Raw genomic sequence first — 14,016 nt, forward strand, 5'->3', positions numbered from 1 at the left:
GGCCGTCCGGACGGCCGCCCGAGCAGGGTCGACGGTTAAGCGGTCATGTGCCGCCACTTCTCGTGGACGGTGACGCGGGTGAGCAGCCAGCCGCCGTCGGACGTGCGGGCGAGGGCGAACGTGTAGCGGCCGGCGGCCACGAAGTTCGGCGCGGTCACCGTCCCGTCGAACTCGGGTCCGGCCAGCCGCATCGGATTGAGGAAGTCCGCTCGTACCTCGGCCCGGTCGCCGGGCCAGCCGCCCCGGTCCTCCAGCCGGATCAGCCGGTTGACGATGAGGTGCTGGCGCACCGGGAAGAGCTTCATGGTCTCCGCGAGCCAGTCCGCGACGTCGGCGGCCGGGCCCTCGATCCCGCCCGCCGAGCCGTAGTCGGCCCGCCCGGCGGGAGTGAACAGCGCGCGGTACGCCGCCCAGTCGCCGTCGTCCACGGCCACCGCGTACCCCGTGACCACCTCGTCGATCGCCATCCGGTCCATGACCGTGGCGAGATCCACACGCTGCGTCATCGGGTCAGTGTGGGGGCGCGGGGCGGCGAGGCCAAGGGGCGTGCGCGCTCCGGATCCGCGCGCGGTGGATCAGTGACCGGAATGCGCCTCCCGCTGCCGGACCACGACGAGGAACGCGTCGGTGGCCAGGTCCATCACCACCTCGGCGGGCACGCCCTCGCGCATCCGCTCCGCCGCGTACTCCTCGGCGGGCCAGCTTCCCCTCGGACTTCCGGCCGGAAACCGCTCCAGCACCACTCGACCCACGGGACACCCCCTGCTATTGCCTTCCGGTCTGTTCAGGTCTCTTCAGGCACAACGACGCGGAGGCCGCCCGGGAACGTTCCCGAGCGGCCTCCGGTTCACGCGAAGCGGTGAGCGGCGGCGGGTCAGCCGGCCGACTCGGCGGCGAAGGGGCTGAGCACGCCCAGGCCGATCAGCACGAACAGCGCGATGCCCAGGGCGATCCGGTAGATCACGAAGGGCATGAAGCTCTTGCTGGAGATGAACTTCATGAACCACGCGATGACGGCGTAGCCCACGAAGAAGGCGATGACCGTGGCGAAGATCGTCGGCCCCCAGGTGATGTGACCCGGGCTCTCGACCACGTCCTTGATCTCGAACGCCCCCGAGGCCAGTACGGCCGGAATGGCGAGCAGGAACGAGTAGCGGGCGGCCGCCTCACGCGTGAAGCCCAGCAGCAGACCGCCGGAGATCGTCGCACCGGAGCGGGAGACACCCGGGATCAGCGCCATCGCCTGGCAGAGACCGAAGATCAGGCCGTCCTTGACGCCCAGTTCCTTGAGCGTCTTGCGCTCGCGGATGGCGCGGTGCCGGCCCCCCTCCTCGTCGCGGGCGGCCAGCCGGTCCGCGATGCCGAGTACGACGCCCATCACGATCAGGGTGGTGGCGGTCAGGCGCAGGTCACGGGCCGGGCCCGTGATCTGGTCCTTGAACGCGACGCCGAGGACACCGATCGGGATCGATCCGACGATCACCAGCCAGCCCATCTTGGCGTCCTGCTCCGAGCGCAGTGACGCGTTGAACAGCGAGCGGAACCAGGTGGAGATGATCCGCGCGATGTCCTTGCGGAAATAGATCAGCACGGCGGCCTCGGTGCCGATCTGCGTGATCGCGGTGAAGGCCGCGCCCGGGTCCTGCCAGCCGGCGAATGCCGCGGTCAGCCGGAGATGGGCGCTGGAGGAGATCGGGAGGAACTCCGTAAGCCCCTGGACGAGACCGAGGATTAGGGATTCGAACCAGCTCATGTCGGGGTGTGCTCGTCCTTGTGATCGTCGGACAGTTCGGGTCCGATGCTAGGGCCCGTGGGGAGCGGCGCTGACCACAGGGGGGTGTACGGGCGCCGGATCGTGCTTTTCGCACGCCGGTACGGGCGCCAGCCGGTGCCGCCCGCGCCATCCGACGACCGCGGCCGCCACCGCGGAGACCGCGATGAAGCCGAAGGAGGCGAGGAAGGCGGGGGAGTCCGGGGAGGAGGCGCTCGCGCCCGCGACCACGTACGCGGCGGTGTTCGGGACGACACCGATCGCCGTTGCGAGGAGGAACGGCAGCCAGCCGCAACGGGACACCGCGGCGCAGTAGTTGGCGACCGCGAAGGGCAGGCCCGGGAAGATCCGGACCGCCAGCATCGAGCGGAAGCCGTGCCGGGCCAGCTGGTCGTCGGCCGCCCGGAGCCAGCGGCCGCGCAGCAGCGGGCGCACGGCGTCCCGGCCCATCATCCGGCCCAGCCCGAAGGAGATCCCGGCGCCGATGACCGATCCGCCGACCGCCGCGGCCAGGCCGAAGGGGATCCCGAAGACGGCTCCCGCCGCGAGGTTGAGCAGCGGGCGCGGCACCAGGGCCGCCGTGCCCACCCCGTACGCGGCCGCGAACAGCAGCACCGCCGCACCGACCGGCAGCCCCGGGGGCCGGCCCTCCGACAGGATGCGCTGGGGCTCGTACAGCACGACGCACACGCCGGCCGCCAGCAGCAGCACGACGAGCAGCGACAGCCGGGTCCACGGCGCGAGGAGGAGGGACATCCGGGGAGACTAACCGACGAATACGGCGTCGCGCCGTAATCTGGGCCTCATGCGGCCGAACGACCAGCGACCCCCGAAGGTCCCCCGCAGCGCCCTCGCGGACACCCTCATGGACCGCCTCACGACGACGTACGCGGCGGCCGCCGACCCGGAACGGGCCCGGGCCATGGCCGCGTACATGAAGGACGTCGCGCCCTTCCTCGGCATCCGCACCCCGCTGCGGCGCGCACTGTCGAAAGCCGTGACCGAGCGGAGCGCCCAGCCGGCGGAGGCGGACGTCGCGGCGCTCGTGCTGCGGTGCTGGGAGCTCCCCGAGCGCGAGTACCACTACTTCGCGGTGGACTACCTGCGCCGCCACGTCCGGGTCTGCTCCTCCGGCTTCCTGCCGGTGGTGCGCCGGCTGATCGTCACCGTCCCGTGGTGGGACACCGTCGACCTCCTCGCGGCGCACGCGGCCGGCCCGCTGGTGGCCGCCGACCCCGAGCTCTCAGCCGTGATGGACGAGTGGATCGGGGACGAGGACCTCTGGCTCGCCCGCACCGCCCTCCTCCACCAGCTGCGCTACAAGTCCGCGACGGACACCGGTCGCCTCTTCGCGTACTGCCGCCGCCAGTGCGGCCACCCGGACTTCTTCGTCCGCAAGGCCATCGGCTGGGCGCTGCGCGAGTACGCGAAGACGGACCCGGAGGCGGTCCGCGCCTTCGTCGAGGCGGAACGGGACTCGCTCTCCCCGCTGTCGGTGCGCGAGGCGCTCAAGAACCTCTGACGGCGCGGTAATTCGTTCGACGCGGCGGGGGCGCTCCGGCAGGATCTGGGGCATGTCCCGGTACGCCTTCCCCGCAGCGCCGTCCGCAGTCGCGGACGCGCCGAAGGCTGCCGCTTTCCCCTTCGAGGCATTCGAGACCTTCGAGACCTTCGAGACCTTCGAGGCAACCGCCTTCGCCGCATTCGACGGCGCACGAAGCTGACCCTTCCCGGATCGTCCGGCGGACCCCACAGGGGGAGGGTCGGTTAGCTCCAGGGGTCCCGTCTCCAGCTTCGGAAGCAATCGGGAAGACATCATGGCCAAGACGGCCTTCGTGCGTACCAAGCCGCACCTGAACATCGGCACCATGGGTCACGTCGACCACGGCAAGACCACCCTCACCGCCGCCATCACCAAGGTCCTCGCCGAGCGCGGCGGCGCCTCCTTCGTGCCGTTCGACCGCATCGACCGGGCCCCCGAGGAGGCCCGCCGCGGCATCACCATCAACCTCACGCACGTCGAGTACGAGACCGACACCCGGCACTACGCCCACGTGGACATGCCCGGGCACGCCGACTACGTCAAGAACATGGTCACCGGCGCCGCCCAGCTCGACGGGGCGATCCTCGTCGTCTCCGCGCTCGACGGGGTCATGCCGCAAACCGCCGAGCACGTGCTCCTCGCCCGGCAGGTCGGCGTCGACCACATCGTCGTCGCGCTCAACAAGGCCGACGCCGGGGACCCCGAGCTCACCGACCTGGTCGAGCTGGAGGTCCGCGAGCTGCTCACCGCCAACGGCTACGGCGGGGACGGCGCTCCGGTCGTACGGGTCTCCGGACTCGGCGCGCTGGAGGGCGACCCGCGCTGGACCGCGGCGATCGAGGCACTGCTCGACGCCGTGGACACGTACGTGCCGATGCCGGTGCGGTACACGGACGCGCCGTTCCTGCTGCCGGTGGAGAACGTGCTGACCATCACCGGGCGCGGGACGGTCGTGACCGGTGCCGTCGAGCGCGGCGGCGTCCGGATGGGCGACCGCGTGAGCATCCTCGGCGGCGACGGAGAGCCCGTCGAGACCGTGGTGACCGGCCTGGAGACCTTCGGGAAGCCGATGGAGTCCGCCGAGGCCGGGGACAACGTCGCGCTGCTGCTGCGCGGGGTGCCGCGGGACGGCGTACGCCGCGGGCAGGTGGTCGCCGCGCCCGGGAGCGTCGTACCGAGGCGCCGCTTCACCGCGCAGGTGTACGTGCTCTCCGCGCGGGAGGGCGGGCGGAGCACCCCGGTGGCGTCCGGGTACCGGCCGCAGTTCTACATCCGCACCGCCGACGTGGTGGGGGACGTGGACCTGGGCGCGGCCGGGATGGCCCGGCCGGGGGAGACGGTCGCGATGACCGTCGAGCTCGGCCGGGACGTACCGCTGGAGTCGGGGCTCGGCTTCGCGATCCGCGAGGGCGGGCGGACCGTCGGCGCGGGGACGGTCACGGCCGTGCTCGACTGAGGCGCCGCCCTTGGCGCCGGCCCCACCGTGGTGGCGGCGGTCCGGTTGCGCCAGACTGCCGTCACCACGGGCGTACGGAGAGGGGCGGGCCGGGATGAGCGGCGATACGGCACTGGTGCTGGGCGGCGGGGGACTCACCGGCATCGGCTGGGAGGCGGGGATCCTGTACGGGCTCGCGCAGGCGGGCGTGGACCTGACCGCCGCCGACCTCGTCGTCGGCACCTCGGCCGGCTCGGTGGTGGGCGCCCAGCTCACCTCCGGGCTGCTCACCCCGCGGGAGCTGTACGAGCGCCAGCTCGGCGACCCGGGCGGCGAGGTCGTCGCCCGGCTCGGTACGGGGCTCATCGCCCGGTACGCCGTCGCGATGGTGCGCTCGCGGGATCCGGAGAGCTACCGCAGGCGGGTCGGCGCCCTCGCGCTCGCCGCCGAAACCGGCGAGGAGGCGGAGCGGCGCAAGGTGCTGGCCGCCCGGCTCGTCTCGCACGCGTGGCCCGAGCGCAGGCTCGTCGTCACCGCCGTCGACGCGCTCACCGGCGAACTCGCCGCCTTCGACCGCGAGAGCGGGGCCGGGCTGGTCGACGCGGTCTCGGCGAGCTGCGCGGTGCCCGGGGTGTGGCCGCCGGCCACGGTAGGCGGGCGCCGGTTCATCGACGGCGGGATCCGGTCGGCGACCAACGCCGACCTCGCCTCGGGCTGCGCGCGGGTGGTGATCCTCGCGCCGATGGCGCTCGGATCCGGGCTGGTCCCCTCGCCGGCCGCCCAGGCGGCGCTGCTGCGCGAGGCGGGGGCGCAGGTGCTGCTGATCACCCCGTCCGCGCAGGCCCGCAGGGCCTTCGGGCGCAACGTCCTGGATCCGGCGCGGCGGGACCCGGCGGCGCGGGCCGGGCTCGCGCAGGCCGCGGAGCACGCCGCCGAGGCGGCCGCCGTCTGGGCGGGCTGACCTGCCGCCTGCCGCCTGCCGCCTGCCGCCTGCCGCCTGCCGGACAATGGTGCGGTGAGCGACGAACAGATCCCGGTCATCCGGGACGTGGGCCAGGGCACCGCCAAACTGATGCCGGACGTGGACCGGGAGCGGGCCTGGCTGCTGACCGTCGACGGCGCGCCGCAGTCGTACGTGGACCTCGACGATCCCGGGCACCTGGAGTTCGAGTACGTACGGCGGCTCGCGCACGTCCTGGACTGCGTCGCGGAGCCCGGGGCCGCGCTGGACCTGCTGCATCTCGGCGGCGGCGCGCTGACGCTGCCCCGCTACGCGGCGGCGACCCGGCCGGGCTCCCGGCAGGAGGTCGTGGAGTTCGACGCCGCACTGGTGGAGCTGGTCGCCGAGCACCTGCCGCTGCCGGCCGGGTCGGGGGTCACGGTGCACGCCGCCGATGCGCGGGCCTGGCTGGAGGGCGCGGCGGCGGACAGCGCGGACGTACTCGTCGCCGACGTGTTCGGCGGCTCGCGCGTACCGGCGCAGCTGACCTCCGTGGAGTACGCGCGGGAGGCGGCGCGGGTGCTGCGGCCGGGCGGGGTGTACGCGGCGAATCTGGCCGACGGGGCGCCGTTCGAGTTCCTGCGGGCCCAGCTCGCCAATTTCGGCGCGGTGTTCGCGGAGCTCGCGCTCGTAGCGGAGCCGGGGGTGCTGCGCGGGCGGCGGTTCGGGAACGCCGTACTGCTCGCCTCGGACGCGGAGCTGCCGGTGGCCGCGCTGTCCCGGCGGTGCGCCGCGGACGCGTTCGCGGCGCGGGTCGAGGAGGGGGCGGCCCTGGCCCGGTTCATGAAGGGGGCGGTGCCGGTGGCCGACGCGGACGCGGTCGCTTCGCCGGAGCCGCCGGAGGGCGCGTTCAGCCTGGGCTGACGCCGGTGGGCGCGTCCGCCGGGTCGGGAGCGCCGGCGGCCCGAGACGCGGGGGCCGGGACCGCTGCGGCCTTCGGGGGAGCGGGCTTGCGGGTCAGGCGGCGTACGTCCGGGACGAAGAGGACCGCGGCGGTGCCCAGCACGACCAGCGCGGCGCAGCCCCACAGGGCGGAGGTGCGGCCGAAGGCCGACTCGACCGGGCCGGCCACGGCGGTCGCCAGCGGGAGCATCGAGACCGAGCCGAACCAGTCGTACGCCGAGACGCGGGAGAACTTCTCCTCCGGGATCTCCTGGTGCATGGTCGTCATCCAGTTCACGCCGAACACCTCGATGGCGGTCCCGCTGACGAACATCACCGTGCACAGGCCCCAGACGGGCAGCGGGATCGCCAGGCCTGCCGAGGGCAGAGCCAGGGGGAAGACGCACAGGGTGCCGACCAGCAGCAGCCGGCGCGGTTTCCACACCATCATCAGGACGGCCCCGGCGATGGTGCCGATGCCGAAGAAGGCCAGAGCCAGGCCCCACGGGGCCGGCCCGCCCAGCTGGTCCCGGGCGACCAGCGGCCCGTACACCGCCTCCGCGGCGCCGACGACGGCGACGACCACGGAGAACTGGAGCACGATGCTCCACAGCCAGGGCCGGGTCCGGAACTCCACCCAGCCCTCCCGCAGGTCCGCCAGCAGCCCGCCGCCGGGAGCCCGGCCGGAGACACGGCTGACGTCGAGGAAGGCGCGCAGGGCACCGGCGATCGCGAACGCGGCGGCGTCCACGGCCAGGACCCAGCCGGGGCCGATCGCGGCGATCATGGCTCCGCCGAGGGCGGCCCCGCCGATGCCGGCGCCGTTCATCGCCATCCGGAAGAGGGCGAAGGCGCGGTTGGCGTGCTCGCCGGAGACGCTGGAGAGCAGCATGCCCTCGGCGGCCGGGTTGAAGAAGGCCTGGCCCGTGCCGCAGAGCGCGGTGAGCAGCATCATCTGCCACAGCTGCGGGTGGCCGGTCAGGACGAGGACGGCGAAGGCCGCCTGCGAGACGCAGTTGAGGGCGTTGGCCGCGACCATCACGTGGTGGCGCGGCAGCCGGTCGGCGAGCGCGCCGCCTATGAGCAGGAAGAGGACGAGGGGGAGCGTACGGGCCGCCGCCACCAGGCCGACGTCGCCGCCGGAGCCGCCGGCCTCCAGGACGGCGAAGGCAGAGGCGATGAGCGCTCCGTGGCTGCCCAGGTTCGTCACGACCGCGGCGCCCGTGAGAAGGGTGTAGTTGCGGCCCGCCCAGGGGGGCCGGCGGCGGTGTGCGGTCGTACGGGACGGGGCGGTGGGGGGAGAGCTCACCCCCGGACTATCCACGCCCCGGGCCGAGAATCCAAACGGATTAGGGCCCGGGGCGCGGGGTGGGACGAATGGTGCCGAAGGGGTCGGCGGGTGGGTCAGCCGCCGGTGCTGTTGAGGCGCACCGAGCTGAGGATCTTGTCCATCGTCTCCTGGGGGACCTCGCCCGGGACGCCGGTGGCGCTGTAGAGGACCCAGCTGGCGAAGTCACCCTTGTCGTTCTTGAAGCTGAACGAGATGCTCTTGCCGTCGGAGTCGCACTTGGTCGCCTTGGGCAGACCGCTCACGGTCGCCGTGGCCACGTGACCCTTGAGACCCGAAAGGGTGGTGTACTCCTTGGCCTCGGAGATCTTGGCGACTTCCGTGGGCTGCGGCTGTCCGTACGCGGCGTACACCCAGCTGCCGGCCGCGTTGCGCGAGAGCTGCGCGGTGTCCTTGGCGCCCTGGCCGCCCTTGGTGCCGGTACCGGCGAGCGCCTTGGTCTCCTCGCGGCCGTCCTTGTTGGAGTCGACCTTGCACCAGTCCTCTTTGAAGTAGGCCGGTGCGGACATCATGACGAAGGGGGAGCCGTCCTTCTTCGTCTCGTCCTCGAAGCCCACGGACATGCCGGCGCTGAGCACGTTCCATTCGGGCGGAACGTCGAAGGCGGTGCCGTGGGTCGGGTTGACGACGACCTTCCAGCCCGCGATCACCGGCTTGATGTCGCCGCCCGCGCGCGGGTTGGCGCCGGGCGAGGCGGGCGCGGCGGAGGAGGGCGCCGAGGAGGAGGCGGCGGGCTTGTTGTCGGCCACGTCGTTCTTCTTGTCGTCCCGGGTCAGGACGAACGCGCCGGTGGCGGCGGCCACCACGACGACCGCGGCCGCCGCGACGATGGCCACCGTCTTCGTCGCGAAGGGGCTCCCGCCGCCCTGCGGAGGCTGCACGGCCTGTGCCTGCGCCTGCGTCGGCTGGCCCCACGGCTGCACCGGCGGCGGGGTCTGGTAGCCGGCCTGCGGGTATCCGTAGCCGGGCTGCTGCTGCTGGTAGGGGTTCGGCTGCTGTCCCTGCTGCCCCTGCTGCTGGTACGGGTTCTGATGCGCGTCCTGAGGGTTCTGCTGTCCCCCGGGCGGCTGCTGCTGTCCTGGCCACATGGCCGGTAACGATAGTGGGAGTGGGTGTGGGCAGGCACGCCCGCCCCGTGTGAAGGTCTGGCCAGGGTGTCTACTCACGGGTAACATCGCGTTCCATGAGCGCAGATCAGATGAACGTGGGCGAACTGCTCGCCGCGACGGTGCCGATGGCCCGGACCCTGAACCTCCAGTTCCTGGAGACCACCCCCGAGCGTGCGGTCGTCCGGCTGCCGGACCAGCCCGACTACCACAACCACGTGGGCGGCCCGCACGCCGGCGCCATGTTCACCCTCGCCGAGTCCGCGAGCGGCGCGATCGTCCTGGCCGCCTTCGGCGACCAGCTCTCGCGCGCCGTGCCCCTCGCCGTCAAGGCCGAGATCGGCTACAAGAAGCTCGCCAAGGGCGTCGTGACGGCCACCGCCACCCTCGGCCGCCCGGCCGCCGAGGTCATCGCCGAACTCGACGCGGGCGGCCGCCCCGAGTTCCCCGTCACCATCGCCATCCAGCGCGAGGACGAGGCCGTAACCGGTGAGATGACCGTCGTCTGGACCCTGCGCCCGAACGCGTAACCGGCCGCCGTACGCCGGCCGCCGTACGCGGCTGCCCGCGGCGCAGCCGCCGGTCGGGGACCCGCCCGAGGACGAGGGGAAACCGCGTCCCGGGCGGGTTCCGTGTTTTCCGGCGCGCGGGCCCGGGGAAGGCACGGGGGCTGGAGTCCGCGGGCGGTGAACCGGAGGTGGCCGTGGCCAAGGTCGACATCACTCTCGACGCCGAGCTCGTGGTGGAGGTGATGGTCCTCGCCGGGATCGGTTCGCCCCAGGACGCGGTGGAGGCCGTCGTACGGGACTACATCGCGCGCGGGCACCGCACCGAGGCGCGCGTGCAGGCGCAGGACGGGCCGCGCCGCGACGCCGACGCCCTGGAGCCGCCGCCGCAGGGCTGAAACTCGGGCCGGCGGTGGCGCGTCCGGCGGGCCCGGGCGGGGCGGCGGCGCACAGTGGTCGGCGGGAGCGGTCCGGCGCGGGCCGCTCCCGCCGACCCGAGCCGCAGCCGCAGGGAGCGCCGATGAGCGAGGCCGTGTCCAGACGCCGCGCGATCGGGCTGCTCGGGGCGGTGGGCGCCGCCCTGGGAGCGGGCGGCTGCGTGGCCGCGGTGCCGCCCGGCGGCGCGGGCCCCCGCAAGGCCTCGGCATCCGCCGCGGCGACCGGAGCCGCCGCCCGGCCCGGCAGCGCCGCCCGCATCGACGCCCTGCTGGAGCGGCTCACCCTGGAGGAGAAGACCGCCCTGCTGCACGGTGGACCGGACCCCGCCCCGCTCGGCCAGGCCGGGTACGTCCCCGGCGTACCGCGCCTGGGCATCCCGGCGCTGCGGCTCGCCGACGGGCCGGCCGGGGTACGGGTCGCGAGGCCCGCCACCGCACTGCCCGCCCCCGTCATGCTGGCCTCCGCCTTCGACCCGGCGCTGGCCCGCGAGTACGGCAGGGTCATCGGCCGCGAGGGCCGGGCGCTCGGCCAGGACGTGCTCCTCTCCCCGATGGCCAACCTGATCCGCACCCCCTACGCCGGGCGGAACTTCGAGACCTTCGCCGAGGACCCCCGGCTGACCGCGGACCTCGTCGCGCAGGTGGTCCGCGGCATCCAGGACGAGGGGCTCATCGCCACCGTCAAGCACTTCGCCCTGAGCAACCAGGAGCAGGGCCGCGACACCGTCGACGCCGTAGCCGCCGAACAGACCCTGCACGAGACGGAGCTACGCGGCTTCGAGGCCGCCGTCGCCGCCGGGGCCGGCGCCGTGATGGGCGCGTACAACAAGGTCAACGGCACGTACGCCTGCGAGAACAAGCCCCTGCTCGACGAACTGCTGCGCGGGCGGTGGGGGTTCGGCGGCTGGGTGATGTCCGACTGGAACGCTGCCCACAGCACCGTCGCCGCCATCGGCGCCGGCCTCGACATGGAGATGCCCGGCGGCACCCACTACGGCGCCCCGCTCCGGCAGGCGGTGCGCGGCGGCTCCGTCCACGAGGACACCGTGGACCTCGCCGTACGCCGGATCCTGGCCACCATGGACCGGTTCGGCCTGCTCGCGGCGCGCCCCCCGGCCCGGCCCGCCCGCGACGCCGCCGCCGGGGCCCGCGTCGCCCGCCGGGTCGCCGCCGCGGGTGCGGTGCTGCTGCGCAACGAGCACGCCACCCTGCCGCTGACCGGCGCCGCGGCCCGCTCGATCGCCGTGATCGGACCCACCGGGCAGCTGCCCTTCGTCAGCGGCGGGGGCGGCGCACACGTGGTCCCCGACCAGGCGCCCGCCCCGCTCGACGCCATCAGGCGGCGCGCCGGCAACGGCAGCACGGTGCGCTACGCGCTCGGCGAGGACCTGTACGGGCGCCCGCTCCCGGCGAAGCTGCTGAATCCGGCCGCCGACCTGGCCGACCGGCGCGTGGAGGCCGGGCGGAGCTGGAGCCACGAGGGCGAGTTCACGCTCGCCGCGGACGACGAGTGGACGCTGCTCGTCCACTACACCGGGAAGCGTCCCGGCGTGCGCCTCGACGGCGAGGAGCTCTTCCCCGGCCGGCAGGGGGTGGCCGAGCAGTTCGCCGGGGGGCTCCTGGGCGCGGCGCCCGACGGGCTCGCCGTCCGCCGCCGCACCCTCGCCCTCACGGCGGGCACCCACCGGCTCTCCGTCTTCGCCGAGGGCGGGGACGAGGGCCAGCGGTTCCGGCTGCGGCACACCACGAACGCGACCCGCGCCGCCGACCTCGCCGAGGCCGTGAAGGCCGCCGAGCAGGCGCACAGCGTCGTGCTGTTCGCCTACGAGGACGCCACCGAGGGCACCGACCGCACCTCACTGGGGCTGCCCGGCGGGCAGCCGCGGCTGATCGAGTCGGTCGCCGCCGTGAACCCCCGCACCACGGTCGTGCTCAACACCTCCTCCAGTACGACCATGCCGTGGCTCCCCCGTACCGGAGCGGTCCTCCAGATGTACTACCCGGGCCAGGAGGGCGCCGGAGCCACCGCCGATGTCCTCTTCGGAGACGTGGACCCGGGCGGCCGGCTCACCCAGACCTTCCCGGCCGACGAGCAGGCGACCCCGGTCGGCGGGGACCCGGTGCGCTACCCGGGGGTGGGCGGGCGGCAGGAGTACGGCGAGGGCGTCCACGTCGGCCACCGCTGGTACGACGCGCAGCGGGTGGCCCCGCTGTTCCCGTTCGGGCACGGGCTCTCGTACACGACCTGGGAGTACGAGAACCTGACCGTGCGGCCCGAGCGCGGCGGGCTGCGGGTGGAGTTCACCGTCCGCAACACCGGGCACCGCAAGGGCACCGAGGTGGCCCAGGTGTACGTCGGCCCCTCCGCCGAGCTGAAACTCGACCAGCCGGTGCGCGCACTGGCCGGCTACCGGCGGCTCGCGCTGGCACCCGGCGAGGCGCAGCAGGTGGTCCTCGACATCGATGCCCGCACCCTGTCCTCCTGGGACCCCGAAGCGCATGCCTGGGTGCTCGGTTCAGGCCGTCGTGAAGTGTTCGCGGGCCGTTCCTCCCGCGAACTCCACCTGCGGGCAAAGGCTGTGGTCAAGAGCAGATAGGCTGCCCGTTCGGCGTGTCACAGGGGACGCGCCCCCGCGATTCGGGAGGACGTACCGGTGCACATCCAGGAATGGCTGGAGACGATTCCGGCGGTCAGCATCTATCTCCTGGTGGGTCTGGTCATCGGGCTGGAGAGCCTCGGCATCCCGCTGCCGGGAGAGATCATCCTGGTCAGCTCGGCGCTGCTGGCCTCGCAGCACGGCGAGATCGACCCCGTGGTCCTGGGGATCTGCGCGTCCACCGGGGCGATCGTCGGCGACTCGATCGGCTACGCGATCGGGCGCAGGGGCGGCAAGCCGCTGCTGGAGCGCCTCGGCCGGCGCTTCCCCAAGCACTTCGGTCCCGAGCACGTGGCCCAGGCGGAGCGCGCCTTCGAGAAGTGGGGCATGTGGGCCGTCTTCTTCGGGCGGTTCGTGGCCCTGCTGCGGATCTTCGCCGGCCCGCTGGCGGGTGTCCTACACATGCCGTACTGGCGGTTCCTCGTCGCGAACATCCTCGGCGGAATCCTGTGGGCGGGTGGCACCACGGCCGTCATCTACACCATCGGCATCGTCGCGGAGCCGTGGCTCAAGGGCTTTTCCTGGGTGGCGCTGGTGCTGGCCCTGGTGATCGGCCTCACGGTGACGCTGGTGCTGCGCAGCCGGATGAAGAAGGCGGCCGCGGCCGAGGCGGCGACGGAGACGGCGGCCGCCGCGGCCGAGTAGCCGGCCGCGGGGCGCGCGTACGTGCGCAGGGCTACTGCGGGGGCTGGACGGCGGCCCGGTGCTGCTTGGCCAGGTCCGCGTACATCAGGGCGTTGACCTTGATGCCCTCGCGCTCCTCGTCGGTCAGCTCGCGCCGCACCTTGGCCGGCACGCCCGCGACCAGCGAACCGGGCGGGACCACCATGCCCTGCGGGACCAGCGCCTGCGCGGCGACCAGCGAGCCGGCACCGATCACCGCGCCGTTGAGGACGGTGGCGCCCATGCCGATGAGGCAGTCGTCCTCGACGGTGCACCCGTGCACCACCGCGTTGTGGCCGATGGAGACGCGCTCGCCGATCGAGACCGGGAACCCGGGGTCGACGTGCAGCGTGCAGTTGTCCTGCACGTTGCTGTCCGCGCCGAGCGAGATCGGGCCGCAGTCGGCCCGCAGCACCGCCGAGTACCAGATGCTCGAATTCGGGGCCATCGTGACGTCGCCGACCACGACCGAGGTCGGCGCGGCGAAGGCCGTGGGGTCGATCCGCGGGCTCTTGCCGCCCACGCCCGCGACGAGTGCCTGGCCCCGGTCCGCGTGATACGTCATGTTCTCTTCCTCAGTCCTGTGTGCTGGAGTGCCCTGCTGTCGCGCTACCGGCACGGTAGGGCACGGGCCCGGTCCGACCGGCGATGGGGTGAAGATCACGGCG

Annotated in this window: 16 protein-coding genes; 9 read left to right on the forward strand and 7 right to left on the reverse strand. The window is 73.6% G+C overall.

Annotated features, from left to right (window positions below; genetic code table 11):
* Positions 1-35 precede the first annotated feature (35 nt).
* From ADK52_RS06845 to ADK52_RS06855, 4 genes are all read right to left on the reverse strand, one after another.
* Entirely contained in the window at positions 36-506 is a 471-nt protein-coding gene (locus ADK52_RS06845) for a nuclear transport factor 2 family protein (RefSeq protein WP_078988039.1), read from the reverse strand.
* A gap of 69 nt (positions 507-575) precedes the next feature.
* Entirely contained in the window at positions 576-752 is a 177-nt protein-coding gene (locus tag ADK52_RS41190; RefSeq protein ID WP_099893904.1) for a hypothetical protein, read from the reverse strand.
* Between the two features lie 122 nt (positions 753-874).
* A complete protein-coding gene (locus tag ADK52_RS06850) occupies positions 875-1,753 on the reverse strand; it encodes an undecaprenyl-diphosphate phosphatase (protein ID WP_053688868.1) in 879 nt (292 codons plus the stop codon).
* Between the two features lie 48 nt (positions 1,754-1,801).
* Entirely contained in the window at positions 1,802-2,527 is a 726-nt protein-coding gene (locus ADK52_RS06855) for a TVP38/TMEM64 family protein (protein WP_053688869.1), read from the reverse strand.
* Between the two features lie 49 nt (positions 2,528-2,576).
* Between ADK52_RS06855 and ADK52_RS06860 the strand changes: the two genes are divergently transcribed.
* The 5 genes from ADK52_RS06860 to ADK52_RS06875 all read left to right on the forward strand — a co-directional run bounded on the left by ADK52_RS06860 (position 2,577) and on the right by ADK52_RS06875 (position 6,613).
* Positions 2,577-3,293 (forward strand): DNA alkylation repair protein, encoded by a 717-nt coding sequence (locus tag ADK52_RS06860; RefSeq protein ID WP_053688870.1) that lies wholly within the window; start codon positions 2,577-2,579, stop codon positions 3,291-3,293.
* A 52-nt stretch (positions 3,294-3,345) separates the two neighbouring features.
* The gene (locus ADK52_RS42875) at positions 3,346-3,495 is read left to right on the forward strand and encodes a hypothetical protein (RefSeq protein WP_199828460.1); all 150 of its coding nucleotides are present in this window, start codon (positions 3,346-3,348) and stop codon (positions 3,493-3,495) included.
* Positions 3,496-3,588: 93 nt separating this feature from the next.
* The gene (gene tuf, locus ADK52_RS06865) at positions 3,589-4,770 is read left to right on the forward strand and encodes an elongation factor Tu (RefSeq protein WP_053688871.1); all 1,182 of its coding nucleotides are present in this window, start codon (positions 3,589-3,591) and stop codon (positions 4,768-4,770) included.
* Positions 4,771-4,864: 94 nt separating this feature from the next.
* Complete coding sequence (locus ADK52_RS06870; protein ID WP_053688872.1) at positions 4,865-5,710, forward strand: patatin-like phospholipase family protein; 846 nt, start codon at positions 4,865-4,867, stop codon at positions 5,708-5,710.
* Between the two features lie 111 nt (positions 5,711-5,821).
* Entirely contained in the window at positions 5,822-6,613 is a 792-nt protein-coding gene (locus tag ADK52_RS06875; RefSeq protein ID WP_053688946.1) for a spermidine synthase, read from the forward strand.
* Here ADK52_RS06875 and ADK52_RS06880 read toward each other — a convergent pair.
* A complete protein-coding gene (locus ADK52_RS06880; protein WP_053688873.1) occupies positions 6,600-7,940 on the reverse strand; it encodes an MFS transporter in 1,341 nt (446 codons plus the stop codon). The two genes, ADK52_RS06875 and ADK52_RS06880, sit on opposite strands and share 14 nt — an antisense overlap.
* A 95-nt stretch (positions 7,941-8,035) precedes the next feature.
* Positions 8,036-9,067 (reverse strand): hypothetical protein, encoded by a 1,032-nt coding sequence (locus tag ADK52_RS06885; RefSeq protein WP_053688874.1) that lies wholly within the window; start codon positions 9,065-9,067, stop codon positions 8,036-8,038.
* 95 nt (positions 9,068-9,162) lie between these two features.
* On the opposite strand from ADK52_RS06885, the gene ADK52_RS06890 reads away from it, so the two are divergent.
* From ADK52_RS06890 to ADK52_RS06905, 4 genes are all read left to right on the forward strand, one after another.
* The gene (locus tag ADK52_RS06890; RefSeq protein ID WP_181382609.1) at positions 9,163-9,615 is read left to right on the forward strand and encodes a DUF4442 domain-containing protein; all 453 of its coding nucleotides are present in this window, start codon (positions 9,163-9,165) and stop codon (positions 9,613-9,615) included.
* A gap of 173 nt (positions 9,616-9,788) precedes the next feature.
* Positions 9,789-9,989, forward strand: a complete 201-nt coding sequence (locus ADK52_RS06895; RefSeq protein WP_053688947.1) for a type II toxin-antitoxin system VapB family antitoxin — start codon at positions 9,789-9,791, stop codon at positions 9,987-9,989.
* A gap of 122 nt (positions 9,990-10,111) precedes the next feature.
* A complete protein-coding gene (locus ADK52_RS06900; protein ID WP_053688875.1) occupies positions 10,112-12,625 on the forward strand; it encodes a glycoside hydrolase family 3 protein in 2,514 nt (837 codons plus the stop codon).
* Between the two features lie 57 nt (positions 12,626-12,682).
* Positions 12,683-13,330 (forward strand): DedA family protein, encoded by a 648-nt coding sequence (locus ADK52_RS06905; protein ID WP_053688876.1) that lies wholly within the window; start codon positions 12,683-12,685, stop codon positions 13,328-13,330.
* A 31-nt stretch (positions 13,331-13,361) separates the two neighbouring features.
* On the opposite strand, the gene ADK52_RS06910 is transcribed toward ADK52_RS06905, so the two are convergent.
* Complete coding sequence (locus tag ADK52_RS06910) at positions 13,362-13,913, reverse strand: gamma carbonic anhydrase family protein (RefSeq protein ID WP_053688877.1); 552 nt, start codon at positions 13,911-13,913, stop codon at positions 13,362-13,364.
* Between the last annotated feature and the right edge of the window lie 103 nt (positions 13,914-14,016).

Origin of the sequence: Streptomyces sp. WM6372 (genome assembly GCF_001279655.1) — a bacterium.
In the GTDB taxonomy this organism is placed as follows: domain Bacteria; phylum Actinomycetota; class Actinomycetes; order Streptomycetales; family Streptomycetaceae; genus Streptomyces.

What these genes read in the sequence shown, in the direction of transcription:
- ADK52_RS06845 (WP_078988039.1), bottom strand. Translation starts at nt 506, where the DNA reads ATGACGCAGCGTGTGGATCTCGCCACGGTCATGGACCGGATGGCGATC.
- ADK52_RS06850 (WP_053688868.1), bottom strand. Translation starts at nt 1,753, where the DNA reads ATGAGCTGGTTCGAATCCCTAATCCTCGGTCTCGTCCAGGGGCTTACG.
- ADK52_RS06855 (WP_053688869.1), bottom strand. Translation starts at nt 2,527, where the DNA reads ATGTCCCTCCTCCTCGCGCCGTGGACCCGGCTGTCGCTGCTCGTCGTG.
- ADK52_RS06860 (WP_053688870.1), top strand. Translation starts at nt 2,577, where the DNA reads ATGCGGCCGAACGACCAGCGACCCCCGAAGGTCCCCCGCAGCGCCCTC.
- ADK52_RS42875 (WP_199828460.1), top strand. Translation starts at nt 3,346, where the DNA reads ATGTCCCGGTACGCCTTCCCCGCAGCGCCGTCCGCAGTCGCGGACGCG.
- tuf (WP_053688871.1), top strand. Translation starts at nt 3,589, where the DNA reads ATGGCCAAGACGGCCTTCGTGCGTACCAAGCCGCACCTGAACATCGGC.
- ADK52_RS06870 (WP_053688872.1), top strand. Translation starts at nt 4,865, where the DNA reads ATGAGCGGCGATACGGCACTGGTGCTGGGCGGCGGGGGACTCACCGGC.
- ADK52_RS06875 (WP_053688946.1), top strand. Translation starts at nt 5,822, where the DNA reads ATGCCGGACGTGGACCGGGAGCGGGCCTGGCTGCTGACCGTCGACGGC.
- ADK52_RS06885 (WP_053688874.1), bottom strand. Translation starts at nt 9,067, where the DNA reads ATGTGGCCAGGACAGCAGCAGCCGCCCGGGGGACAGCAGAACCCTCAG.
- ADK52_RS06890 (WP_181382609.1), top strand. Translation starts at nt 9,163, where the DNA reads ATGAGCGCAGATCAGATGAACGTGGGCGAACTGCTCGCCGCGACGGTG.
- ADK52_RS06900 (WP_053688875.1), top strand. Translation starts at nt 10,112, where the DNA reads ATGAGCGAGGCCGTGTCCAGACGCCGCGCGATCGGGCTGCTCGGGGCG.
- ADK52_RS06910 (WP_053688877.1), bottom strand. Translation starts at nt 13,913, where the DNA reads ATGACGTATCACGCGGACCGGGGCCAGGCACTCGTCGCGGGCGTGGGC.